Here is a 23,006-nt window from a genome sequence, read left to right as displayed (position 1 = left end):
CATAACCGTCCTTACTTTGCCATCAATTCTGTTAATAATGATGCCACAACCCGGTCAACCTTGACGGGTCTTACCTGGGGCACCACAGCACCTATGACCCGCAACAATGGGACGTACCGTGTCATCTGGTCATGACGACCGGCACCGTAGACCAATGTTGGCTCAACCACCGCCAACGGTGTTGATGCCGTCTGTAATTCCTTAATAATTTCGCGTTTTAACCGTACAAATGGCTTGGGTCCTAACTTACCGCCAATGAAGCCCATTGCCCGTGGCTGGTACTTCTCCGCAAGTGCCATCATCAATTGCGCTGGCACGCGGTTAAATTTTGCCATCTCCTGCGAATCAGCCAGCGGTCCACCAACCAGATCCACAATATAGTCAACCTGTGCTGGCAACGTAACATTTCCAAGCTGAGACTGTGTTAAATCAACCGCTAGTCCATGCACGCCAGCTAGCGCGAGGCCTGAGTCACCCGATCGCGAAAGAATCCAAAATTCCGTATCAGTATTGCGCTGCCGCCATGCCTGAACCAGTTGCCGCCCAATGTAACCACTGCCACCCAGTAAAACAATATTTGTTGTCATAAGTTCACTCTTTTCCCAAGACTTTTATTATCTATGGATAATATACATCCATAGATGTTCAAAAGCAAGGAATATTTATGTCTTGGCTAAAATTCACAGTAGAACAGCATTATTACGCCGTTTCTCCCAAAAAGGCCAGGCTCCTTGTTGAAGGATCCTGGCGCTATTTTTTCTTCTATTCTACTCTGCGTCAATTTTTAACGTACAACTCAGCCTGCAGCCGGTCCCGACACATATACCGATGTATTTTCATAGCGATTCTTAGTTAGATTGGTAACCATAAATTCTGCTAAGTCTGCCCGACTCAATGGATCGTGGACCGATTTTGGTGAAAAATCGCCATAACGGTAAGCTCCCGTCGCCGGTTCATAGGTTAGCCACGATGGCTGAACGTTGGTGTACGTCAGCCCTGAGGATTTTACGATGGCAACTTGCCTTTCTTTGTTAGCCACGCCCTCCGCGTAGTCGGCCTTCACCGCCATAAATTCTGCCAGTTCGACCGGCGTTAAACTTTGACGCGACGACGCATCCGACGCATAGCCCGTAAGGATCTCCACGCGATTGATTCCACTAGCTCGCATGGCTCATGTAATCTGATGGACAGGTTCAACAACGCCGAAGTCGCCGAGGGAAATGATGACGACATCACTTCCAGCCATAGCGGCTTGAATACTCGCTTGCTTATCATAATCCACTAGACGTACCGCAACGTTACCCTGAGGACTGATCCGACCGGCCTGCCGGCTTACTGCAACCACCTGATTGCCTTGTGCTAGTGCTTCAGTAATTAGAAATTGGCCAACACTCCCGCTGGCGCCAAAAATTGCGATTTTCATATCATTTACCTCCTAGAGAACTCTTGTTAAATCATCTAAATACGTCTGTGCTTGCTGCTTTAAGAACACCTGCAATAATTGTTGGGTTGCCGAATCCAAGTGACTCGTAAAGTCTTCATCAAGACTAACGCGTGTTGTTTGCTCACCCAATGCCGCCAGTATAAATAGCCGTGACCCCTTGCCATCAACATGATCTAACTTTAAAGCTAATCGCTGTCCCGGTATTTGATCCACCACCGTATAAGTCATCGGCCAACCAGTTGTTGCGTCCATCTCCGCATAGCTTCCATCCGTGTTACGAGTCACAGCACTCACGTTAGAGCGCCAATGATCATTCTCTGGTTGTGTCATCAGTTGCCAAATTGCCGTTGGTGTTGCTTGAATTACTTTTTCCAAATTAATTTTATGCATGTCTACGCATCCCTTCACTGTTGAACGAAGACCGATTGGTTTTGATAACGCTGTGACGTCAGATTTGTCACCATAAATTCTGTCAAGTCGGCACGACTAATGTGCCCAAGCAGCGATTTCCCCCGGTAATCACCGTGACGATAGGTCCCCGTTGTAGCGTCAAACGTTAACGTTGGCGGCTGAACGATGGTAAAAGTTAAGCCTGAATTGCGAATGATACGGTCCTGTAATTCCTTGTTGTGAAAGCCGCGATAATACGCCAGTCTAGCGGCCCATACGATCACATGCATCACAGGATTCAGTTGCCAGCGGCTCCGTCGACTTCCACCAAAACCAGTTAAAATTTCCACCCGAGTAATGTCTACGGCCTGGAGGGCTTGAATAATCGCCTCAGTTGGTTGGACAACGCCAAGATCACCCAAGGAGATGATGGCGGCATCATCTCCCTTAGCTGCATCTACCAAGTCAGCCGGCTGATTGTAGTCAACCGCTTTGACCGTCACGTGAGCCTGAGGTTGTAAGCTACTAACCTGTCGACCCACCGCAATGACTTCGTGCCCCTGACGAACCGCTTCAGTAATTAAATACCGGCCAACACTGCCGCTAGCACCAAAAATAACAATCTTCATCATTCGTTACCCTCCTAATAAGTAAGCGCTTGGGTTGATTGTGCCTGTGCCTCGTCGACTATGGTAATCAGCATTAACCATAGTGGCAATGAGACGACCGGCTTGGGCTGCGTTTCTACTGGTTGTGTCATCATAATTCTCCTTTTTATTTGACTAAACATTTGTTTAATTAAAGATTAAAAATAAAAATCGCGTTAACGATTTTTAAGAACACCTTGCATTGATAGACGAATGACGGTTTCTAATTCACTCAGCATCACCGGTTGCTTCCCCACGACCCGTTGCTTTAACACCATCATGAACGGTGCGAAGAGTAGGGCATAGAGGGCTTCTCGATTATTAGTGGTCATGAGCTCTGCATCGATCATTTCTTGAAAAACATCATCGATGGGTTGGGCCAAACGATTCCCCTGACGAATGACTTCTGGCGTCACCAATTTGGGATTATCGCGAATCTCGTCTAAATACGTCGACTCTAGTGGGTGGGCGGTCATTTGATCAGCAAAGTGATAGATGCCATTAAACAAACGTTCCTCCTTGGTCTGCCCCTCATCAATAGCGGCCTTTAGTCCCTTATCAATAAGTTCCTTGACCTCTAAATAAATTTTACCCAACATTTCCGTTTTATCCTTGTAGTAAACATACGGTGTCCCCGAACTAACGTGAGCACATTTAGCAATTTTACCAAACGACAATGCCGCAATACCTTCGTCTCGTGTGATTTCAAATACGGCTTGCTTGACACGTTCTTTTTTTCCCTCATCAATTTTTCTCATGCTTTTATATTAAATGATTGATTAATTATTGTCAATCATTTTTCCTACCTTTCCGAAGATTTCATCCGCCGTTGTGCGAATATTCAGATTGGCGCGGTGATCGAAAACGGTTGATTGCGGGTTGATCTGGATCACTTGTGCGTGAGCATTAATGTCGTCATAGTAACCGTTCGATCCTGTGACAATGACCAGATCTGCTTGATCCATCCACTGATTGGCCCGACGAACTGCGACTAGGTCGCGACCAACGTGATTGTGAGCCGGTGCCGGTGAGAGCAAGCCCCCACATTCTGGGCAGTGTGGAGCCTGACCTGCCCGCCAAACACTTATGGGATAAACCCGACCACACTTCAAACATGTATTTACATTGAAACTATTCCAAATATCAGCAACCTGTCGCGAACCGGCCAGTTCATGAAGGTAGTCTACATTAGTCGTCACTACGGCCTGAACTAGCCCTTGCTGTTCTAATCGTGACACTTCACGGTGAGCAATGGTTGGCCCGACATCGAACATCCCATGGAGAAATGTTTTTTGCAATTGCCGATAATAAGCATTAGGGGCCGCCACGAGTGCCTGCTCTGAGGACAACATCGTTCCTGCAATCCCTGGCATGTGGGCCAAGTCAGCAATACCGCTAGCCGTCGAAATACCAGCCCCAGTCAGAACAACTGTAAATTTACTTTGACGTAGTGCATGGACTAACGTGACAAGTGCTGTTTGTTCTTTTTCTGCCGTTAAACTCATCAACTCATTCTCCTTCTGGCCTAATTCTACTTCAGGTCGTGTCCAGCTCGACAGTTAAATATCGCTGTTTAATGAAACAATCGTTTATTTATTATCGAAAAAAATTCATTTACTTCAGTTATACAGTATTGCATCCCTTATATAACTGTTGTGAATAGCTAAATAATAAACGATTGTTTAATTAATGTCAACCTATTTTTAAAAATTTTAGTTTTCAATTGTTGGCCCACCCATCTCAAGCTGTCAAGGGGCTCTTGTTTGACCAGGTGTTGTCTTCTACACTATTGGCTAAGCATCCTAAAAAGCCACTCGATCAGCGAATAGACAATCACGTGGTGTATCACCCTACGATTCGACTCACGCGGACACGAGATTCGCAACCAATGTTTCGATGAATCCGTCTAACACACGAGACCGCAGCTTGTTTTTCCGTTGTATATAAACGGCAGTCACCTGCTGGTCCGCGAATGCTGTCGGCAATATCTGTAACCGCCCGGCAGCCACCTCTGGCTGAACCACGAATTGTGGTAAATAGGCAACTCCCAGATTACTCATCACACTTCGCTTAACTGCTTCGACACTCCCAATTCCCATGAAATGCGTGAAGACAATGTCTCTCGTCGCAATTGCCGCCATAAACTTCTTATGCGTGATGCTTTCCCGATCGTCAGTGATTAGGGGACACGTCAGCTGTTGATGCGGCTTTTGCAGATCGACCGTCTGCGCATCTAGTTGTGAACTGGCCACCAGAACCAAAGGGAATTCTCGTAGCCGGGTAACGGTTAGACTATTACTGTAACCGCCGACATCATAGTGAATCCCCAAATCCACCGTCCCATTTGCTACGCGTTGTGGAATAGTGAAGCAGTTTGCCATTTGTAAGGCTAGTTGGACGGCCGGCGCCTGGTTGTGAAAGGCCTTGAGAACTGGCTGCATCTGGTACGTCAATAGCGTATCGGGAATTGCGATGCGTAGACTCCCAGTTAATTCGGCGTCGGCCTTGCCATAATTTTTCATTTCCGTCACCGTACCAAGAATGCTGTCAATTGCTGGTAAGAGCTGCTTTCCCGCTGATGTGAAGACCATCTTACGACCGACTTTTTCAAATAATTGCAGTGATAATTCCTGCTCCAATTGCTGCACTTGAAAGGTCACGGTCGATTGGGCATAATTCAATTGATTGGCTGCGGCCTGAAAGCTTCCGGTCTCGGCAATGGCGCGAAGTGTTTTTAGTGTTTTAATATCCATTTGGCATCCCCTATTTGTAACTGATTTAACTATCGAATAATTCGAATTATTATATCGAACATTTCAATTAGACTGAATCGTTGCTTTGACTTAGTATATGAAATAACGTCAGTCTTGTCAATTTTACGCATTAGAGAGGATGTCAGTCATTGAAAATCATAAGTTACACGCCAAAATATCGTAATCAGGTTATCGCTCTAATTCTGTATCTACAAAATTTCGACAACAAAGTTAATTTGTCCCTGGAGGAACAGCCTGATATGGCCAATATTACCGATCACTATTTGAAAAAACAGGGTGGCTTCTGGCTAGCCATCAACGACACGGATGATGTTATCGGTACCATCGGTCTACTCCCTGAGGACGGTCACTATGGCATCTTGAAGAAGTTCTTCGTCCACCAAGATTATCGGGGCGCAACAGCCGGTGTCTCACATCAATTATTCACCACATTGCTTGCGGCTGCAAAGGAACGACAGCTTCAGCATATTCTTCTGGATACACCAGCCGCATGCCACCGTGCCCATCACTTTTATCGCAAGAACGGCTTCACCGAGATTAGTCGGGCAGATGTCCCTCTCAGTTATGATTATCCAGACCGAGAATCGCTTTTCTTCGTGAAGGACCTGTAGAAATAACTATTATCATTTGCTGAATTTTTGAAAATGACTATTTAACCGGTGTTCACCTGGCTACGCTTAACCGCTTGGCTCAGACCAATGTGCCCGCTATTGATGCCATGCTAACGAAATACAAAGGTTTTATTGTGAGAACTAAAGATTGCAAGTGGGCTCACTTGGAAAATGGCGACTTTGAAACGCGGGTTGGGCGGTTCAAAGCGAGCTGGCAGACCGCTTCTCAGGCTGGCGGCGTCCTACCCACAGCGTTCCAGCCTAAATTTGGCGAACGGTAAGCCGGCTGATTTAGACACTGTAGCCACCATTTTATCGTTCAACCTTTTAGTGAGAACTTAATTCTTTTAAGATTGGCATAAATGTGTCGAAACAAGTTTAATGTTTCGGCACATTTTTTTGGCTACTTATACAGCACACGTAAGGTCTTCAAATCCGCGGCAGACAGGCGTAAGTGCCCCTGGTCCAGCGGATACATAATCGACTGGTGACTCTTACTGTGATCCAGACCAACCGCGTGTCCCAGTTCATGAATGGCAACCGATGCCCGAATCCCCTCTTGCGGATGTGCCAAGTTTAATCCGGCTCGTGCGCGATTGACGGTGTAGGCGCCCAGTCCCACATAACGGCGAATTTCCGGGCCACCCTCACCAAGTTCCAGAAAATTGGGCTGACTGGTGGTCCCTTTATGATACGTGAAGAAGGTAATGCCATTTTGTTTCTGCTGCGGCTTACCGGCTACTAATTTCACCATCCCCGTCCGATTATAGACACTGACTGCTTCCTCAAAAATAGGCCGCACGTTAACGGGCACGCTTGCTGCAAAGTGATAGTAGTACGTTCTGTACAAGGGGTGTTCAGCGGCAATCTTTTCGACCGGCGTTCCTGACTGCTCCTGTCCATTAGGCATTCGTGTCTCCAACTGATGGACCACACGATTCACACGCATCATTGAAAAGCCAAAATTCTGAGGCATCCCCCACCCCATGAGTCCAATCAGTCCGACCAACATGACCACCAGCAGCAACCGTCGCTTCCCCATGCCTTGATTTCTCCTTTGTTTGTGATTCAATTAGTACCAGTTTAGCCGTATTATACGTAAAAGCCTAGAGGAACTTGAGATTGACGTCAAAAATAACCGAATAGCCGGTTAAAATTGACAATCACAATTATAAACATCGTTATATTTTAATATTTAATGCTATTAAACCGCGATTCCGTTAGTTATCAAACCCACTATGAGAATTTAATTGCAAAATTTCACGCTGCTCTCGTCGTCTATTTTAAAAATTCAAATTCAGCCGTCTCCTCGGCAAAGAATAGGCTAAAAAAATAGCGCCCAAGCCATTTCAGCTCAGACGCCAATCCCTTACAAATCAAGTAATTCTGCCGGCGCATCCAATAGATACGTCGGCTTTTCAGCCTTAACGGATGCCGGATCTGCTGCACCCCACATGGCCCCTGCTGTCGCGACACCCGCGTTGTGGCCCATACGGATGTCATATTTGGCATCCCCAATCATCACGCTATGTTGCGTCTCTAAATTGAACTGCCGAAGTAAGTTCAGGACACCATCAGGCGCCGGTTTATAGTGATCCACCATGTCGGAACCACTAATGGCCGCAAACGATTGGCCCAATCCAACCTGGTCAAGGTTGCGTTGTAAGGGCACGGAGTTCTTACTGGACACCACGTACAAGCGTTTCCCCCGCCGATTGAGTTCGGCAATGGTGGTCGCCATCCCCTCGAATAAGGTGATTCCGGTCGTCTCTGCTCGCCGATACTGCTGACGAAATTCGGTAAACAAATCCTCTAACGCCACATCGTCCAGACTAACCGTCGCCATCTTCGCAAAGGATACTTCGATTGGCACCCCCATGTAGCCGACGATAGCCTCACGTGTGGGCGTCACCAACCCCTTAGCCGCATAAGCCCGCTGGGTGGCAAGCACCGCGACGTTGCTAGGATCGGCTAACGTGTTGTCAAAATCAAAGAAAAAGTTGTCCATCATCACACCTCACTGGCCCTGTCGTCTTAGCTAAAACATCATCAACGCTGACTGAATCGTCGTCAACACACCGTCGTGTTCGTTATCCACGCTCGTTACACGGGTAGCTGCGGCCCGCACACTAGCTGGCGCATTACTCATCGCCCAACTTTGCCTGGCGAATTTTAGCAGCGGCACATCGTTGGCACCATCACCAAAGGCCATGACCTCATCGGCAGCCACGTGCCACCGGTCAGCTAACCATTGCACGGCTGGGAGTTTCCCCACATTGGCCGCAACCACGTCAACCACGCCGTAACCACTGTCATGTGCCTGTAGCTTGTCACCAAAGTAAGTGTTCAGGTCAGCCACCAACGTCGCAGCCTCTCCGGGCGCCGTGGAGATACTGATCTTCTTGATTCGATCCGTGACAGTATTCAAATCAGCCACCTGCTGTAGATTGTCATAAAACTTTTCGGCAGCATCGATCAACACTTGCGGCGCGCCTGTCTCCGTATAAGAACCTTGTTGACCCACCAGAATAATATAAGCGGATTCCAAAAAGTCCTGGCGGCGGTCAACAGTCACAAAGTGTTGCACGTCCTTGGCACTCAGGCTCCCATCGAAGACCTGCTGCCCTTGCAAGTAGATGGACGCGCCGTTTTCGGCTACAATCGCCAAATTATCGGCCATGACGTCGTGAAACAACTTTTCTAAGTGCGTAAACTGATTCCCAGAGGATAATACAAGTCGGATTCCCCGCTGTCCCAGAGCATGTAAGGTCTCCGTGAACAATTGTTGATTGAAAGTCTGGTCGTTATGCAGCAGCGTCCCATTTAAGTCGGTCGCGATTAATTTAATTGCCAAAATTTCACTCCTCAAATTTACGTTAGTGTCGTTATTATACCTTTTTTCACGGTAAGTGCGCAAAACAAACCGCCACCGAAGTACAAAAAAACTCCCAGAAGCCGCGGACTTCATGGGAGTTTCTTCCTAAATTAAATTAGTTGTTACTTGCAGTCTTCGTTGCAACGACCTGACGGCCATCGTAGAAACCGCAACTTGGGCAAACCATGTGTGACTTACGTAATTCACCACAGTTAGGGCAAGCAGTTAAATTGGGCGTGGTTAACTTGATGTGACCACGACGCATAGCTTTTTTCGTCTTAGACGTTTTCCGTGCTGGTACAGCCAAAGAAAACACCTCCTTCAAATAAAATTATATCCACTAGTGAAAAAATTTTTAAGGCTTACAAAGAGGATTATTGATCATCCTGATCAGGGAAGAAATCCTTTAACTTTGCAAGACGTGGATCAACTGATTGATTTTCTTTCTCGACTGCTTCAAGGTTCTCTTCGGAAACGACTTCCCAATCTTTACCAGTGGGCATCGCTTTGCCTTGTTGTTCAGCGTCCGAAAGAATGTGCATCGGAATTCGTAAAATAATGTTATCCCCAACAGCCTTATCTAAATCGATCTGGTCATCGGTTACCACCATCACAACGTCGGTCTTCTCAAACCGTTGCGTTGCAGTCGGGTCGGAAACATAAAATTCCGTCATTTTAAAACTAACGGGTAAATCGACCGGTGCTAATGACCGGCTAGACGGAACCGTTAAGTCCGCCGTTACCTGTGCGACGATGACAACATCACCACCGGCCACCACGGACGCTAGGCCCTTAACGTGGACGGGGGCAACATCAAGTACATCGTTACCGTAACGCTCGATTAAGTCCGCCCTTAAATCCAAGGTGTCATCGAACATCAACGGATCGTTTCGGTGATTTTTTCGCAGTTCGGTCAACGACCATTTCATCGCAATTCCTCCAATGCAACGTGATAAATTATACCTGTCAAAAAATGTGATGTCAAGGTAATTTCCTTGATAGTCACTCTGAAAGCGTTATTTTACCGGAATTCGGCCATAATCTTGAGGAATCCCCGTGATCAACGTGCGCAAAGCGCCTAGCCGATTATCCAATTCACCGGGACCGTGCTGCCAATCTCGATCCGCGCGACTGATCAGTGGCAAGTTTACCTGCTTCTTGATCTGGTGCAGATACTGTTGACCCGCTGCTGAATATCCCAGTACTCGCAGATACTGCGGCTGTGGGTTCATTTCGGTGGGTTTCACCTGCCCCAACAAGTAGACTGCCTGCCGCTGTAGCCGCGTGTAGGTGTATCGCTTGGTCTTCACTGCGTGCATGAAGTCGCCAAACGTTGCACTAGACAATGCCGCCCGTTTCAGCCGATACTCAACACCCTCGGTGATCTGATACATTTGCCGCAAATCAGCGACATCCCCGCTCACCAACTGATAACGCAGGTAGGACCAGAAGTCATCCCAGCTGGTCAGCTGTGCGTCCTTCAGTATCGCGAGTGTCGTTGCCGGCACAACAGTTGCAACCGCGTCCCAGTCGCCTGAGATCGTGGCTGAACGAATCGATGTGGCACTGGCAAAGTTACTAGCCGCTGCAATCGTCGATTCATTGTGCTGGCTGTCCTTACGTGCCAACGCCAAAAGCTTCAGCGGATTTCCCTGCCGATAGTTTGCCAGCGCGTAGAAGAACCCCAGAATATCATTGGCGGCATTCAGGGTAATCCCCGTTTGCTCACGGAGGTAACCTTGAAATAGGGACGCGTAAGTCTGGTCAAAGCGTTTAAACGTGGCCGAATCATTGGGCAAATGTGCCATCAATTGGCCATAGTCCATCTCAGGATGTTCGCTACCAAAGACCAGCCAGCGACAACCCAGAGTTGCCAACAGATTCACGCCACCGCTCGCGAACAGATCTGCTGGTTGCACGGCAGTTGCCGCAGGAAGCTCAACCACGAGATCCACCCCGCCAGCAATGGCGGCCTGAGCGCGTTGCCACTTATCCATGAGCGCAGGTTCTCCGCGTTGAACCCAATTGCCACTCATGGCCGCAACCACGACATCAGCCCCAGTTGCTTGCTTGGCCTGAGCCACCTGATAGGCGTGCCCATTATGAAATGGATTATATTCCGCAATGATGCCCACAGCTTGTAACGCCATGCCTATGCCTCCCGTGTGACCTCGAAGAACCAACGCGTGGTGTCCGCCGCAACTTCAGCCTCGCCAAAATCGGCGCTAACGCGTTGCAACGTTAACCCAGCAGCCTTCAGTGCGGCCTGATAGTCAGACAACACGTAAGTCCGCTCGTGGTGGAGTTCCGTGACCTTATGGTAATCGCCGGTCTCCTCATTTTGCGTGAAGAAGGTCAGGTCGTGTTCGGCCGCATGATCTTCGTCTTCGATGCCATAGCTGGTCCAGATAAAGGCCCGCGTGTCATCGACGTAATTATACATGTACCCCGGATAAACGTCATCCGTTTGGTGTGGGGTAATGACGTCAAATAAGAACTTACCACCCACCGTCAAGTGGTCATGAACCTGGCGAAAGGCCGCCGTAACAGCGTCCAAATCCGGTAAATAACAGAAGGAATCTGCAAAGCAGGTCACCGTCTGGTACGCCCCGATCATCGTCAAGTCCAGCATGTCACCCGCCATGAGTGGCATGGTCACATCGGCCTCCTGAGCGTGCTTAGCGGCCAATGCCAGCATTTCCTCAGAGAGATCCAACCCACTGACTTGGTAGCCGCGTTGGGCCAATAAGACCCCTAAGCGACCGCTGCCACAGGCCAGATCGAGTAGCTCACCGTCTGCGGGACTAACACGTTTGGCGACAAAATCCAGCCATTGATCGTACATGGCTGGATCGAACAATTCGTCGTAAAGCTCAGCAAAAGACTGATAAATCATGCTTCAGCCTCTACCCATTCGGTCAAGTCAACTTCAGGGGCATCGGACCACAACTTTTCTAAGTTGTAGTGACTACGCTGTTCTTTCTGGAAGACGTGAACGATCACGTCACCGAGGTCGATCAAGATCCAGTTCGCACTGTTCTTACCTTCAACATCCTTGATCGTCACACCACTGGCACTCACTTGGTCTTCAACCTCGTCAACGATGGCTTGCACTTGTCGACCTGAATTAGCGTCCACAATCAGGAAGTAATCGGCCATCAGGCTGACCTTCCGCATATCTAAAGCGGTCATGTCTTCTGCCCGCTTGCTTTCTGCAGCCTTGACTGCAATTTCTAAGACTTGTTTGCTATCCATGCAATTGCTCCTCTCGAATTTTGATGCTTCAATTCTCTTTTGTCTTTTCACTTTTAAGCTTGGTTACGCAACATTGTCGCACAAGTTCGCAGTGATCCTAAAAGCGCGTTACTTTAGGGACAAGTCGTTCACTTCTGATACCGTGGCACCCACGCATTGTAGGTTGCCAATGATTTCGGATAAACGGGTAAGCCGTTCTCAACTAAATACTGCAGGGTGTGTTGTGCCTGATAGGCCACGCCGGCCCCTAGATTATTGGACGTGATCTTTCTGGCTTCATCAACCCCCGGAAAGTCCCGTGCGGGTTCCAGATAGTCGGCCATGTAGACCACTTGTTCCAACGGCGTCATGTAGACGTCCCCGGTCGTATGATGGCGCACTGCATTTAAGACATCTTCATCGTAAATGTGCAGTTCACGCTTAATCAATTCTGCGCCCACTAAACCGTGCCAGATGGCATTGCCATAGTTGAGCAGATCCGCATCCAAATGGTAAGTTTTGATGGCGGCAATAAAGTCGGCATCGGGTCGCTGCTTAGCATAGTCGTGAATCAAGCCGCCAATGCTGGCCTTTTCCGCGTCAACACCATTCGTAGCAGCGAGCTCTAGCGCCGTTTGTTCGACCCGCAAGACGTGTTGGAACCGTTTTGGCCGTAACTGTTCTGCAATCCGGTCGATCAGTTCCTGTCGTGTGCCGGGAAAAATGTTTTCTTTATAAGTTAGCTCAGTCACGGTATAACAGATGCTCCTTTATATAGAGATCCACCATGGTCGGCACCAAATAACGAACCGACTGTCCCCGGCGGATTTGATCACGAATCATAGTTGAACTGATACCAATATTTGGTACGTCAACCCACAGGACAGGATACGGTGATTCCCGGGTGAACCCTTGTCGGCAGACACCCACAAACTGCACCATCTTAATCAGCTCATTGATGCGGTACCACTTCGGCAAATAAGCCACCATGTCCCCACCAATGATGAAATAATACTGGTTCTCTGGATGCTGTTGTGTCAACTGCAGCATCGTATCGTAGGAATAACTCTTCCCACCGCGTTGAATCTCAGTGAGTTCCAACGTGAATCGAGGGTTATCCTTGATGGCCGCTTTGACCATTGCAACACGATCGGCCGCAGGAATCGCCAGTTTCGTATCAACATGCGGTGGTTCAGCATCGGGCATAAATAAAACCTTATCAAGTCCTAATTGTGTCGCAACTTGATCGGCAATTACCAGGTGACCCAAGTGTGGCGGATTAAACGTTCCTCCAAGAATACCAATACGGCGTTTCTTAGCGGTCGCCGCCATCTGGGTAGCCACCTGCGTACTCGTTTGTTCTGAGATTTTTACCACGACTGCCAGCCCTCCTACATGTTTTCAACGACTGATGAAATTCTTTGGTTTTCTTCATTCGTTGCGGGACGGTACAAAACCAGAACCCGACCGATCGTTTGAACGACTTGAATGTCCGTTCCCTGTTCGATAAAGTCCTTGGTTTCTTCAACCGTTGCTTCCGCACTCTGTTGGAGATTGATCTTGATTAATTCGCGATTCTCTAAGGCTCCGGTTAATTGTTCCAGCCAAGCCTGCGTTAAACCATTCTTACCCACAGAAAATAAGGGGTGCATGGCGTGTGCGTGAGCACGTAAATATCTCTTTTGTTTCCCTCGTAACACGTTGTTTTCCTCCATCTATTTAAATCATTGCGCGCCGGACCAATACGCCGACGCCTGCAGGTGCCCAACCAGTAACATTGACGCCGGCTGGAACGGTAATCCAACCCAAGCCTTCAAAGACTAGGTCACTCTTCACTGTTGTTTTAAATTCATGTGGAACCAGTGGTGGAAAATCATCCTTATTTTCAGGTTGCGGTGGCGTCAACAGTTGCCCCAATTGGCGCGTGTAGAAGTCATCCGCATTTTCCAGCTTAGTCCGGTGAATATATAAGTTATTTTCAAAATAAGCAATGAAGCCACTCTTAGGCCCATTGGTGTAGTCAAACCGAGCGATCCCACCAAGGAACAACGTTTGTTGGCTGTTCAACTGGTAAGTCTTCGGCTTGATCTGCTTTTGAGGTGTCACAAGCTTGAGGTCTTTACCATCCAAGAAATGTGCCATCTGTTCATTCTGAATAATCCCAGGAGTGTCGACCAGAACGTGGTCATCATCCAAAGGCAATTCAATCTTATCCAGCGTCGTACCAGGGAAACGAGACGTGGTAATCAGGTCCTTAACTCCGGTATTTTGCCGAATAATTTGGTTGATCAACGTGGACTTCCCAACGTTGGTTACCCCAACCACGTAAACGTCCCGGTCGCCGCGGTACTTGTTGATCAATTCCAACAATTGGTCCACGGATTGGTTCGTCTTCGCACTCAATAAAGTCACATCAATTGGCCGCAAGCCTTGTTCGTTGGCCCGTTGCCGAATCCAGTCTTTGAGCTTGCTCCGCTTCAAAGAACTGGGCAAAAGGTCTTCTTTGTTACCGACCAACAAGATCGGGTTTTCACCCACAAACCGGTGCAACCCCGGAATCACACTACCGTTGAAATCAAAGATGTCCACAACGTAGACAATCAGCGCGTTGGCGTCTTGAATTTGGGTCAACAAATTCAGAAAGTCGTCATCAGTTAGGCCAACAGGCACAATTTCATTGTAGTGCCGCAGCCGGAAACACCGTTGACAGTAGACTTCCTCTTTTTCCATACCCTTTTCTAAAGCCGACTGAGGCGTATAGCCTGGTGCCGTCTTTTCCGTTGTTTGAATCTCCGCCCCACACCCAATACAGTGCAAAGCTTCACCGTCGACTAGAACGGGTTCAGTGTGTTTTTCGTTCATTAAGATCCTCCTGCCAAGTTAATTCTGGGTAATCATGTCGCAGACGCCACATGACGACCTTTTCCAATAAGCGGTTGCCCTTCGTGACCCAGGCGTCCGATGTCAAAATCGGCTTCACTAGGACACTGCGAACCCCACTACGATGTGCGGACCAGACATCCGTTAAGAGCTGGTCACCCACCATGATGGCTTCCTCTCGCCGTAAATTCCAGCGGTGAAGTGCCCGGCGAATCCCCCAAGTCAGAGGCTTCAACGCCCGGTGTACGTAAGGTAAGTTAAAAGGTGCTACGGCTCGATCCACCCGCGCGCGGCTATTGTTGGACACCACAATGACCTGAATGCCGGCCAGTTCTAACATCGTTAGCCAATGCCGTAATTCAGGTGTCCCATCGGGGTTATTCCAAGCAATTAAGGTGTTATCCAGATCGGTCATCACGGCTTTAATCCCGTGAGCCCTTAACTGATCCGGTGTCAAATCGTATATATTTGTAACCATCCACGTTGGCTTAAATGCGGAAACCATGCGGGTGACTGCCCCCCTTCATCCGTTTGCCGATATCGGCTGTCTAGCATTTCATTATACGCAATTTTTGCAAAATTTGCTACTCGTAACGACTGAGAATGCGAAACGTTTTTAACGGAAATCTGTAAAGTTAAAGAACGCCAGTCTGGCGCCATGAAAATGATACACCGCCCGATTATTTCCAGTTACGACTGGTCGTTGACGACAACGTTCTGTGGTATCAGTTATCGTGGTCATAGCCAATTGTTAGGCGTCCTGCAACTGGTGGTGATTAGACGTTTGTGCTGGGAGCGATTAGTGCAACGATCACGTTCGGATAGCTAGTTTCTAATAGCTGGACCGGATTGAAGAACTACTTTTCCCCCATTCAGGGATTGAGTCTTAATAGGCACTCTTGCTTGGGAAGCCAAGTCACTCCTACCGCCAAATGTTGCTAATAAGTGCTTTGACCTAGTTCGTCAGACTTGCTCTCGCCAGAGTATCCGGAAACTTGCGGCCTTCGAAACGTGTTCAGTCGGGCAGGTCCCTGCGCTTAGAAAGCTAAGTCCTCCTGTCCGGCATAGGCTGTTAATGGTTATTTCGACTTAGTTCGTCAAACTTGCTCTCGCCAAGATGTCCGGAAACTTGCGGCCTTCGAAACGTGTTCAGTCGGGTAGGTCCCTGCGCTTAACCCAGATAAGCACCGGCTCGGCTCCGCCAAGCGGGCACTTATCTACGTTAATGCTCAGGACCTACCGCCCTTCTTCACACTCTGATTCGAAACGAGTTCCGCAAGGCAGATTCTTCCGCTTAGCAAAATAAGTGACTCCTGTCCGGCGAGGGTTGTTAATAATTACTTTTTCCTAGGGCGTCAATCTTTCTCTCGCCGGTATATCCGGAAACTTGCGGCCTCTGAAACGAGTTCCGCAAGGCAGGTTCCTGCGCTTAGAAAGCTAAGTCCTCCTGTCCGGCATAGCCGAACAGAAGACCTTAGCTCCCTAATGCTCAGAACCTAGACGCCTTGCTCCACTCTCTAATAAAAAAGAACCCCGCAAATTGCGAAGTCCCTTTCTCTCATTAACTGAATTAAGCAGCCAATGCCGTCTTAGCTTGTTCAGCTAAGGCAGTGAATGCAGCAGCATCGTTAACTGCCAAATCAGCTAACATTTTACGGTTAACATCGATGTTGGCTAACTTCAAACCGTGCATCAACTTGCTGTAGCTCAGACCGTTCATCCGTGCTGCGGCGTTGATCCGGGCAATCCAGATCTTACGGAAGTTACGCTTAGTAGCTTTCCGGTCACGGAAGGCGTATTGACGACCCTTCATGACTTGGTCCTTAGCAACCTTGAATAAACGGTGCTTTGAACCACGGTAACCCTTAGCTAACTTTAAAACCTTCTTGCGACGTGCGCGTGTAACAGTACCGCCTTTTACTCGTGGCATAATCTTTTCCTCCTAAATCAATTCAAACATTATGTCGACATTTCGTCGACCCGAAAATCTACGACTTGCTTACTTTTGTAATAATGAACGGTAAGTCTTAATAGTCGTTTCGTTCATCATCCGGGTACCACGAAGGTTCCGGCGTTGCTTCTTGGTCTTACCGTGGAAACGGTGAGACGTGTAAGCATTGGCACTCTTGATACCGCCCTTAGCAGTTACTTTGAAACGCTTAGCTGCGGCGCGGTTAGTCTTCATCTTTGGCATAATACGAAATTTCCTCCTTAAATCGGTAGCTTGAGGCTACCCAATCAATTCACACTATTTCTCTGCGATGGGCGAAAGCATTAAGAACATGCTCCGACCGTCCATCTTTGGCCGTTGTACAACCGTTGCGACATCTGCTGTTTCAGCTGCCATCCGGTTAAGCACTTCGCGACCAATGTCTTTATGGGTAATTGCCCGACCCTTGAACCGAATTGAAACCCGAACTTTTTCACCCTTAGCCAAGAACTTTTTAGCGTTCTTCAGCTTGGTGTTGAAGTCGTTGGTATCAATCGTAGGACTCAGACGAACTTCCTTGACACTGACCACTTTTTGATTCTTACGTGCTTCGCGTTGCTTCTTTTGCAACTCGAAACGGTATTTCCCATAGTCCATGATCCGGGCTACTGGTGGCTTAGCTTTCGGTGCAACCAAAACTAAATCGAGGTTAGCGTCTTCGGCGATCTGCAAGGCTTCGCTCTTGGTCTTAATGCCCAATTGCTCGCCGTCTCCAGCGATAAGCCGTACTTCACGTGCTCGAATTCCCTCGTTGACAATCGTGTCGTTTGCTATGGTAATCCACCTCCAAATTAATCTCGAGAACTGCAGAATCTCACTCACAAAAAATGCGGGAACCTTTGATGATAATCAAACGGCTCCCGCATGAAATCCAACTAAAATAATCGGATTAACGTGCATATCCAGCCTAGCAGCGTTAGCCACAAGGCGAGAAGCGGAAGCCTCTGCTTAATTTCTCAACTTAACCATCATACCAGCTACCCAGTTTCATGTCAACGGTTGTTTGGTAAAAAGCAATCGTTTCCCTTATATGTGTTATATCTGACACTTCTCCGGTGGCCGGCGGGTAACAATTTTTTACCAGACAAGGTTACCCATTGCCTGTATTTTCAGACTCTCGTTTACCAAATCATATCCGACAACTTTAGACAACAATTCCTAATCCGCCCCGTTGCCAAGCACCTCGTCGCTGTGATCCAAGCGATTGATCACGAAGGTCAGGACCACAATCAGGAAACCAATCACATAGACCCAATGCAGCCCATTGTACAGTACCTGACGTAACGCTGGCAAGAGTCGGGTTGGTAAGCCGCTGGCCGTTTGGGGATTGATCAGTCGGTTCATCATCGCCATGCTGGTTCCTGGATGGTGCTGCAGGCTTTGCTGCATCCCCGTATTGAGAATAATGCCGAAAATAGAAACCATCAGCGTTTGCCCAATTGTCCGACCTAACGTGTTGAATGAGGTTGCAACGCCGACATTTTCTGCCGAGACTAATCGTTGGGAGGTCAGCGTAGTGGCCGTTAGTGCGATTCCAAAACCGAATCCGTTGATTGCTGTGATCACGAAGAACCAGCCAAACGATGCCTTCATCGGCAGCAAGGCTAAGGCGAGACCCGCCATCAGAATAAATGAGAGGCTAAAGTAGAGAATCCGCCGCGGCGTCCACCTTGCCAGAAAGTAGCCCGTGGTAAATGCCCCAACAACCCACAACAGGGAGTTCGGTGTTAAGGCCAGTCCAGCTACCGAGGCCGACACCCCATGAATTCCCTGACCCCAGGTTGGGACGTAGACGGTCAAGGCCATCAAGTACCCGTTGATTAAGGCTGCAATCACGTTTTGCACGATAAACGGTCGGTTCTTGAAAAGCTCCAATGAGATGATGGGGTCCACAGCATGTTGCTCACGTCGTATAAACAACCACAGACTCATCCCACTAATGACCAGTCCACCGACAAAGCCCCACCATCTGATGGGTTGACTGCTGAGCACCTGAAAGCCCAGCATCAGGCTCAACAGACACAGCATCAGCCAAAAACTTCCGAGATAATCAATACTTTCCGTTCGTATCCGCTTAGGTTCGTGTAAATATAATTGGAATAATACCATGGTAATTAACCCAACCGGGACGTTGATGAAAAAGATCCAGTGCCAGCTTAGCTTATCGATAATGATGCCACCTAGTAATGGCGCTAGGACTGCGGCGATCCCCCAGGCAGAGTTTGTGATACCAAGAATTTTCGCCCGTTTATCCAGTGAATAAATATCGGCAATGATCGTCATCGATACGGGCAGTAGGGCGCCGGCGCCAATCCCCTGAATCGCCCGCCAGAAGATCAAGACAGGCATGCTATTTGCCAAACCGCTCATTGCGGACCCGACGATAAAGACACCTAAACCAAACTGCATAACTGGCTTACGTCCAATCACGTCAGCTAATTTGCCATAAATTGGGGTCACCATCGCCGTTGCCAGCAGGTAGATTGAAAACACCCAATTCATTAACGCCACGCCATGTAAATTTCCCACAATTGTCGGTAACGCGGTTGACACGATAGTCCCCTCAATCGCGCTCACAAACGTTGCTACGTAAATAGCAATCGTCACGGCAAGCACATTGGTCTTGGGTTGTGACATATCCAAAACATCTCCCAACTTGAATCCGAAAAAAATTCAACGACTTCTATATTATTAACTTATTATTTATACGGCCCAACAACTCGCCTATCGGGCCAGCCTACTTAACACGCTAACACTTTTCTTCCCGTATCGCTAGACCTAAAAACGGGATCACCATTTCTGGTAACCCCGTTCCTTCTATTCTCTAGTTATGCGTCAGAAACACATTTTAAAACTGGCTCTTATTTTTCTTCACGACTGTATGACGCAATGTCACCCAGGATTTCCTTGACGAAGGCATCGCTGCTCATGACATTACTGTCATCTTCCCCATACTTCCGGACTGAGACAGTGCCATTAGCCATTTCGTCTTCACCAACGACCAACGTGTAGGGCACCTTATGCGTTTGGGCGTCCCGAATCAGGTAACCCATCTTTTCACCACGCTTGTCGACGTTAACCCGAACATCGGCGGCCTTTAATTCAGCGGCCAACTTGTCAGCGTATGCACCATGCTTTTCTTCGGAGACAGGAATGATCGTGACTTGCTTAGGAGCCAACCAAGTTGGGAAGGCACCCTTGTAGATTTCAGTCAGGTAAGCGGTGAATCGTTCCATCGTTGAAACCAGGCCACGGTGAATCATAACTGGACGATGTTCTTCCCCATCGGCACCGACATAGTGTAAGTCGAAGCGTTCTGGCAACATGAAGTCCAATTGGATGGTTGACAACGTTTCTTCATTCCCAAGGGCCGTCTTAGTTTGGACGTCCAACTTAGGACCATAGAAGGCAGCTTCCCCTTCAGCTTCAACGTAAGGCAAGCCGAGGTCATCCATGGCACCCTTCAACATCTTTTGCGCGTTGTTCCACATCGCATCGTCGTCAAAGTACTTTTCCGTGTTCTTAGGATCACGGTAGCTCAGACGGAACGTGTAGTCTTTGATATCAAAGTCTTTGTAAACCTTAACCATCAAGTCCAAGATACTCTTGAATTCGTCTTGAATTTGTTCAGGGGCAACAAACGTGTGGCCATCGTTCAAGGTCATTTCACGAACCCGTTGCAAACCACTCAGGGCACCGGACTTTTCGTAACGGTGCATCATCCCTAATTCAGCGATCCGCAATGGGAGCTCACGGTAAGAACGGATGTGGTGGTTGTAAATTTGAATATGACTTGGGCAGTTCATTGGCCGTAATTCAAGTTGTTCGCCATCACCCATGTCCATTGGTGGGAACATGTCGTCACGGTAGTGATCCCAGTGACCGGATTGCTTGTACAGATCCAGGTTAGCGAGGACTGGCGTGTAAACGTGTTGGTACCCGTTGGCAACTTCCTTGTCGATAATGTAGCGTTCAATCGTACGACGAATGGTTGCGCCATTTGGCATCCAGTATGGTAAACCAGCGCCGACCTTAGGATCAACGAAGAACAAGTCCAGTTGATTCCCAATAACCCGGTGATCACGTTCGCGAGCTTCTTGGCGCCGAACTAAGTCAGCATCCAAGTCAGCTTGTTTGTAGAAGGCCGTCCCGTAGATCCGTTGGAGCATTGGGTTTGAGGACTTGCCTTGCCAGTACGCACCAGCAACGGAAAGCAACTTGAACTTCTTCACGTCACCCGTGTTGGTTAATTGGGCGCCATCACTTAAGATCTCGTAGTCGCCAATCTTTAAAAAGTTCACTTGATCGCCGTCAACGGCTTTGATCAGATCAGCCGTGAATGGATCGTCCTTAGCCTTCGCCAAAGCATCGTCCTTGCTAACAACAACGCGTTCGATAGCCGCCTTGTCAGCAATTAATTTTTCAACGATAACCGCAATGGCATCCAATTCGTCAACACTGACTTGTTGGTCATCCTTGTCGGTATCCACGTAGAAGCCATCTTCGTCGGCACTAACTTCGCCCAAACGAATAGCTGGGAATTCCTTCTTCAAGGCGATCCGAACCAAGGCAGCCGTGGTATTGCGCAGAACAGTCAAGCCATCTGCGTCACCCTTCGTTACGATTTCAATGCTCCCATCATGCGCGATTGGGGTCAAGTTGTCGATCAACTCGCCGTCCAACTTGGCTGCAACAGCCTTTTTGCCTAAACTAATTGAAATTGACTTCGCAACGTCTTCTGGTGTCGTGCCAGCTGCGAATTCTTTAACGTTGCCATCTGGAAATTTAAGTGAAATACTTGCCATAATTTTCAATCTCCCTTATTGATTTGGGTCAGACTACGAAAAAATCCCCAGTGCCAAAGAAGGCACTGGGGACGTCATTAACGTGGTTCCACCCGATATTTTTCACGAGACTGATCCCGTGAACTCTAATCGTCGATAACGGAACGGACCGGCCGAAAATTTCCTTCCGACAGCTTAGGAAAGCGGTAATGCTGGCGGGCGCTAAGTCGGCTTCCAAGCTAGGCCAACTCTTCCTGTGAACGTCTCCGCGGGCACCATGTCTTTCGTCATAGCTCGTGTGGTTTCATTGACTATTAAACACTTGCAGCCAAATATTGTCAAGCCGTGTTGCTAAAAATTCATCGTTAGCCACTTGTCTGAAGTCCACTATCGCTCTGGAATGGTGCAAATTGATCGTGACGTTGTGCGCAGACAGCGAACATCATCTTACTGTGGCCGCCGATTGACGCCGACCATCGTAATTTCTCTGGCAAGGAAACGAATTCGTTGCATCAGCCGTTGGGCTTTCAAAGGTTCGTCGTCCCCCCGCGTTGAGATACGCAGGTGTTCCTTTTCCAACTGGGCCATAGAGAAATTGGAGCTGAAGAATGTGGGCAATTCCTCTTGCATCCGATATTCCAGGATAACACCCAGCACGTCGTCCCTGACCCAGGCCGACATGGCATCCGCACCGATATCATCGATCATCAAGACTGGCGACTTCTTCAAGGCATCGAGCTTTTCAGCCACACCGTTTTGGGCAATTGCGTTCTTCATTTCAACTGCGAAGCTTGGGAAATGAACTAGCGTGGTAGAGAACCCATCCGCCGCCAGTTGGTTGGCGACGGCTGCCAACAAGTAAGTCTTTCCCACGCCAAAGCTCCCAGCTAAGTACAGGGCTTGATGGCGCCGTTTGGGGTTGGCCTCGTAGGCATCCACGAAGTCCAAAGCCGCCATCAAGGCCTCAGCCCGATCGGTGTCTTGGTCAAAGTTAGCCAGCGTCGCCTCACGAATACTCTTCGGCATGGCAATCGACTTCACCCGTTGACGAAGCTGTTGTTGGGCCTGCTTCTCCAGTGTATCCGCCGTTGGGACATAGGCCACATCGATCAGGTGATTGGACATGATCAACTGTGGCGCGTAACCGGTGGCAAAGGTTTCCCCACCCTTAGCTAGTTTTTCACGTTCCGAAACGAACTCGTACAATTTCGCCGCCGAACGCGTCATCACATCTTCGGCTAGTTCTGCTTTATTCTCCTGGTAGAACTTATTGACCTCAGGATCATCATAGACTTTGGCCATCAGTTGGCGGTAATTGTCATTTAGATGTTGCTGACTCATGAGTTTTTGCATGGTCTTACTTAAATCTTCCATCTG

The 23,006-nt window shown here is 48.4% G+C and carries 28 protein-coding genes, 1 pseudogene and 1 other annotated feature; of the genes and pseudogenes, 3 read left to right on the top strand and 26 right to left on the bottom strand.

Translation table 11 applies throughout. From position 1 onward, the window contains the following. Positions 1-11: 11 nt before the first annotated feature. The 7 genes and pseudogenes from ACKTSF_RS06215 to ACKTSF_RS06185 all read right to left on the bottom strand — a co-directional run bounded on the left by ACKTSF_RS06215 (position 12) and on the right by ACKTSF_RS06185 (position 5,234). Positions 12-587, bottom strand: a complete 576-nt coding sequence (locus ACKTSF_RS06215; RefSeq protein WP_407887637.1) for an NAD-dependent epimerase/dehydratase family protein — start codon at positions 585-587, stop codon at positions 12-14. Positions 588-796: 209 nt separating this feature from the next. Beyond that, positions 797-1,423, bottom strand: a pseudogene (locus tag ACKTSF_RS06210) (NAD(P)-dependent oxidoreductase). Between the two features lie 12 nt (positions 1,424-1,435). Beyond that, positions 1,436-1,834, bottom strand: coding sequence for an SRPBCC family protein (locus ACKTSF_RS06205; RefSeq protein ID WP_407887635.1), 399 nt, complete (start codon positions 1,832-1,834; stop codon positions 1,436-1,438). A 14-nt stretch (positions 1,835-1,848) separates the two neighbouring features. Then, positions 1,849-2,466, bottom strand: a complete 618-nt coding sequence (locus tag ACKTSF_RS06200; protein WP_407887633.1) for an NAD(P)-dependent oxidoreductase — start codon at positions 2,464-2,466, stop codon at positions 1,849-1,851. Between the two features lie 191 nt (positions 2,467-2,657). After that, positions 2,658-3,239, bottom strand: a complete 582-nt coding sequence (locus ACKTSF_RS06195; RefSeq protein WP_407887631.1) for a TetR/AcrR family transcriptional regulator — start codon at positions 3,237-3,239, stop codon at positions 2,658-2,660. Between the two features lie 21 nt (positions 3,240-3,260). After that, positions 3,261-3,986, bottom strand: coding sequence for an SIR2 family NAD-dependent protein deacylase (locus ACKTSF_RS06190; RefSeq protein WP_407887629.1), 726 nt, complete (start codon positions 3,984-3,986; stop codon positions 3,261-3,263). Between the two features lie 357 nt (positions 3,987-4,343). Next, positions 4,344-5,234 carry a LysR family transcriptional regulator gene (locus ACKTSF_RS06185; protein WP_407887627.1) on the bottom strand — a complete coding sequence of 297 codons (891 nt, stop codon included), beginning with the start codon at positions 5,232-5,234 and terminating at the stop codon, positions 4,344-4,346. A 149-nt stretch (positions 5,235-5,383) separates the two neighbouring features. Here ACKTSF_RS06185 and ACKTSF_RS06180 point away from each other — a divergent pair, with 149 nt between their 5' ends. Both ACKTSF_RS06180 and ACKTSF_RS06175 read left to right on the top strand, forming a co-directional pair. Next, on the top strand, positions 5,384-5,866 hold the full coding sequence (locus tag ACKTSF_RS06180) for a GNAT family N-acetyltransferase (protein ID WP_407887625.1): 483 nt from the start codon (positions 5,384-5,386) through the stop codon (positions 5,864-5,866). A 134-nt stretch (positions 5,867-6,000) separates the two neighbouring features. Beyond that, positions 6,001-6,147 (top strand): hypothetical protein, encoded by a 147-nt coding sequence (locus ACKTSF_RS06175; protein ID WP_407887623.1) that lies wholly within the window; start codon positions 6,001-6,003, stop codon positions 6,145-6,147. Between the two features lie 122 nt (positions 6,148-6,269). On the opposite strand, the gene ACKTSF_RS06170 is transcribed toward ACKTSF_RS06175, so the two are convergent. From ACKTSF_RS06170 to ACKTSF_RS06110, 13 genes are all read right to left on the bottom strand, one after another. Continuing rightward, complete coding sequence (locus ACKTSF_RS06170; protein ID WP_407887621.1) at positions 6,270-6,908, bottom strand: matrixin family metalloprotease; 639 nt, start codon at positions 6,906-6,908, stop codon at positions 6,270-6,272. A 327-nt stretch (positions 6,909-7,235) separates the two neighbouring features. Continuing rightward, positions 7,236-7,874 carry an HAD family hydrolase gene (locus ACKTSF_RS06165; protein WP_407887619.1) on the bottom strand — a complete coding sequence of 213 codons (639 nt, stop codon included), beginning with the start codon at positions 7,872-7,874 and terminating at the stop codon, positions 7,236-7,238. Positions 7,875-7,904: 30 nt separating this feature from the next. Beyond that, positions 7,905-8,720, bottom strand: a complete 816-nt coding sequence (locus ACKTSF_RS06160) for a Cof-type HAD-IIB family hydrolase (RefSeq protein WP_407887617.1) — start codon at positions 8,718-8,720, stop codon at positions 7,905-7,907. Positions 8,721-8,856: 136 nt separating this feature from the next. Next, on the bottom strand, positions 8,857-9,048 hold the full coding sequence (gene rpmF, locus ACKTSF_RS06155; RefSeq protein ID WP_020090091.1) for a 50S ribosomal protein L32: 192 nt from the start codon (positions 9,046-9,048) through the stop codon (positions 8,857-8,859). A gap of 67 nt (positions 9,049-9,115) precedes the next feature. After that, a complete protein-coding gene (locus ACKTSF_RS06150; protein WP_407887615.1) occupies positions 9,116-9,670 on the bottom strand; it encodes a YceD family protein in 555 nt (184 codons plus the stop codon). 87 nt (positions 9,671-9,757) lie between these two features. Then, the gene (locus tag ACKTSF_RS06145; RefSeq protein ID WP_407887613.1) at positions 9,758-10,891 is read right to left on the bottom strand and encodes a nucleotidyltransferase; all 1,134 of its coding nucleotides are present in this window, start codon (positions 10,889-10,891) and stop codon (positions 9,758-9,760) included. Positions 10,892-10,893: 2 nt separating this feature from the next. Continuing rightward, a complete protein-coding gene (locus ACKTSF_RS06140; RefSeq protein WP_407887611.1) occupies positions 10,894-11,637 on the bottom strand; it encodes a class I SAM-dependent DNA methyltransferase in 744 nt (247 codons plus the stop codon). After that, entirely contained in the window at positions 11,634-11,996 is a 363-nt protein-coding gene (gene rsfS / locus ACKTSF_RS06135) for a ribosome silencing factor (RefSeq protein WP_407887609.1), read from the bottom strand. The genes ACKTSF_RS06140 and rsfS overlap by 4 nt, the downstream gene beginning before the upstream one ends. 128 nt (positions 11,997-12,124) lie before the next feature. After that, complete coding sequence (gene yqeK / locus ACKTSF_RS06130) at positions 12,125-12,727, bottom strand: bis(5'-nucleosyl)-tetraphosphatase (symmetrical) YqeK (RefSeq protein ID WP_407887607.1); 603 nt, start codon at positions 12,725-12,727, stop codon at positions 12,125-12,127. Next, positions 12,720-13,352, bottom strand: a complete 633-nt coding sequence (locus ACKTSF_RS06125; RefSeq protein WP_407887605.1) for a nicotinate-nucleotide adenylyltransferase — start codon at positions 13,350-13,352, stop codon at positions 12,720-12,722. Before ACKTSF_RS06125 ends, yqeK begins: the two co-directional genes overlap by 8 nt. Before the next feature lie 14 nt (positions 13,353-13,366). Continuing rightward, on the bottom strand, positions 13,367-13,690 hold the full coding sequence (gene yhbY, locus ACKTSF_RS06120) for a ribosome assembly RNA-binding protein YhbY (protein WP_407887603.1): 324 nt from the start codon (positions 13,688-13,690) through the stop codon (positions 13,367-13,369). A 4-nt stretch (positions 13,691-13,694) separates the two neighbouring features. Then, on the bottom strand, positions 13,695-14,837 hold the full coding sequence (gene yqeH / locus ACKTSF_RS06115; protein ID WP_407887601.1) for a ribosome biogenesis GTPase YqeH: 1,143 nt from the start codon (positions 14,835-14,837) through the stop codon (positions 13,695-13,697). Beyond that, positions 14,818-15,360 carry a YqeG family HAD IIIA-type phosphatase gene (locus tag ACKTSF_RS06110; RefSeq protein ID WP_407887599.1) on the bottom strand — a complete coding sequence of 181 codons (543 nt, stop codon included), beginning with the start codon at positions 15,358-15,360 and terminating at the stop codon, positions 14,818-14,820. The genes yqeH and ACKTSF_RS06110 overlap by 20 nt, the downstream gene beginning before the upstream one ends. A 153-nt stretch (positions 15,361-15,513) precedes the next feature. Here ACKTSF_RS06110 and ACKTSF_RS06105 point away from each other — a divergent pair, with 153 nt between their 5' ends. After that, positions 15,514-15,684 (top strand): hypothetical protein, encoded by a 171-nt coding sequence (locus ACKTSF_RS06105; RefSeq protein ID WP_407887597.1) that lies wholly within the window; start codon positions 15,514-15,516, stop codon positions 15,682-15,684. A 741-nt stretch (positions 15,685-16,425) separates the two neighbouring features. Here the strand turns inward: ACKTSF_RS06105 and rplT are convergent. The 6 genes from rplT to dnaI all read right to left on the bottom strand — a co-directional run bounded on the left by rplT (position 16,426) and on the right by dnaI (position 23,003). Continuing rightward, the gene (gene rplT, locus ACKTSF_RS06100) at positions 16,426-16,785 is read right to left on the bottom strand and encodes a 50S ribosomal protein L20 (protein WP_020090101.1); all 360 of its coding nucleotides are present in this window, start codon (positions 16,783-16,785) and stop codon (positions 16,426-16,428) included. A gap of 69 nt (positions 16,786-16,854) precedes the next feature. Next, on the bottom strand, positions 16,855-17,049 hold the full coding sequence (rpmI, locus tag ACKTSF_RS06095; protein ID WP_045806761.1) for a 50S ribosomal protein L35: 195 nt from the start codon (positions 17,047-17,049) through the stop codon (positions 16,855-16,857). Positions 17,050-17,103: 54 nt separating this feature from the next. Beyond that, entirely contained in the window at positions 17,104-17,604 is a 501-nt protein-coding gene (gene infC, locus ACKTSF_RS06090; protein WP_027826028.1) for a translation initiation factor IF-3, read from the bottom strand. A 56-nt stretch (positions 17,605-17,660) separates the two neighbouring features. After that, positions 17,661-17,801: a sequence feature (ribosomal protein L20 leader region), on the bottom strand. A gap of 202 nt (positions 17,802-18,003) precedes the next feature. Beyond that, positions 18,004-19,482: an MDR family MFS transporter gene (locus ACKTSF_RS06085; RefSeq protein WP_407887595.1), complete on the bottom strand. Its 1,479-nt coding sequence runs from the start codon at positions 19,480-19,482 to the stop codon at positions 18,004-18,006. 224 nt (positions 19,483-19,706) lie between these two features. Next, positions 19,707-21,650: a threonine--tRNA ligase gene (thrS, locus tag ACKTSF_RS06080; RefSeq protein WP_407887593.1), complete on the bottom strand. Its 1,944-nt coding sequence runs from the start codon at positions 21,648-21,650 to the stop codon at positions 19,707-19,709. 426 nt (positions 21,651-22,076) lie between these two features. Next, positions 22,077-23,003 (bottom strand): primosomal protein DnaI, encoded by a 927-nt coding sequence (gene dnaI, locus ACKTSF_RS06075; RefSeq protein ID WP_407887591.1) that lies wholly within the window; start codon positions 23,001-23,003, stop codon positions 22,077-22,079. Between the last annotated feature and the right edge of the window lie 3 nt (positions 23,004-23,006).

Origin of the sequence: Levilactobacillus muriae (assembly GCF_045862015.1) — a bacterium.
GTDB classification, from domain to species: Bacteria; Bacillota; Bacilli; order Lactobacillales; family Lactobacillaceae; genus Levilactobacillus; species Levilactobacillus muriae.
This window is presented reverse-complemented; position numbering and strand designations above follow the sequence as displayed.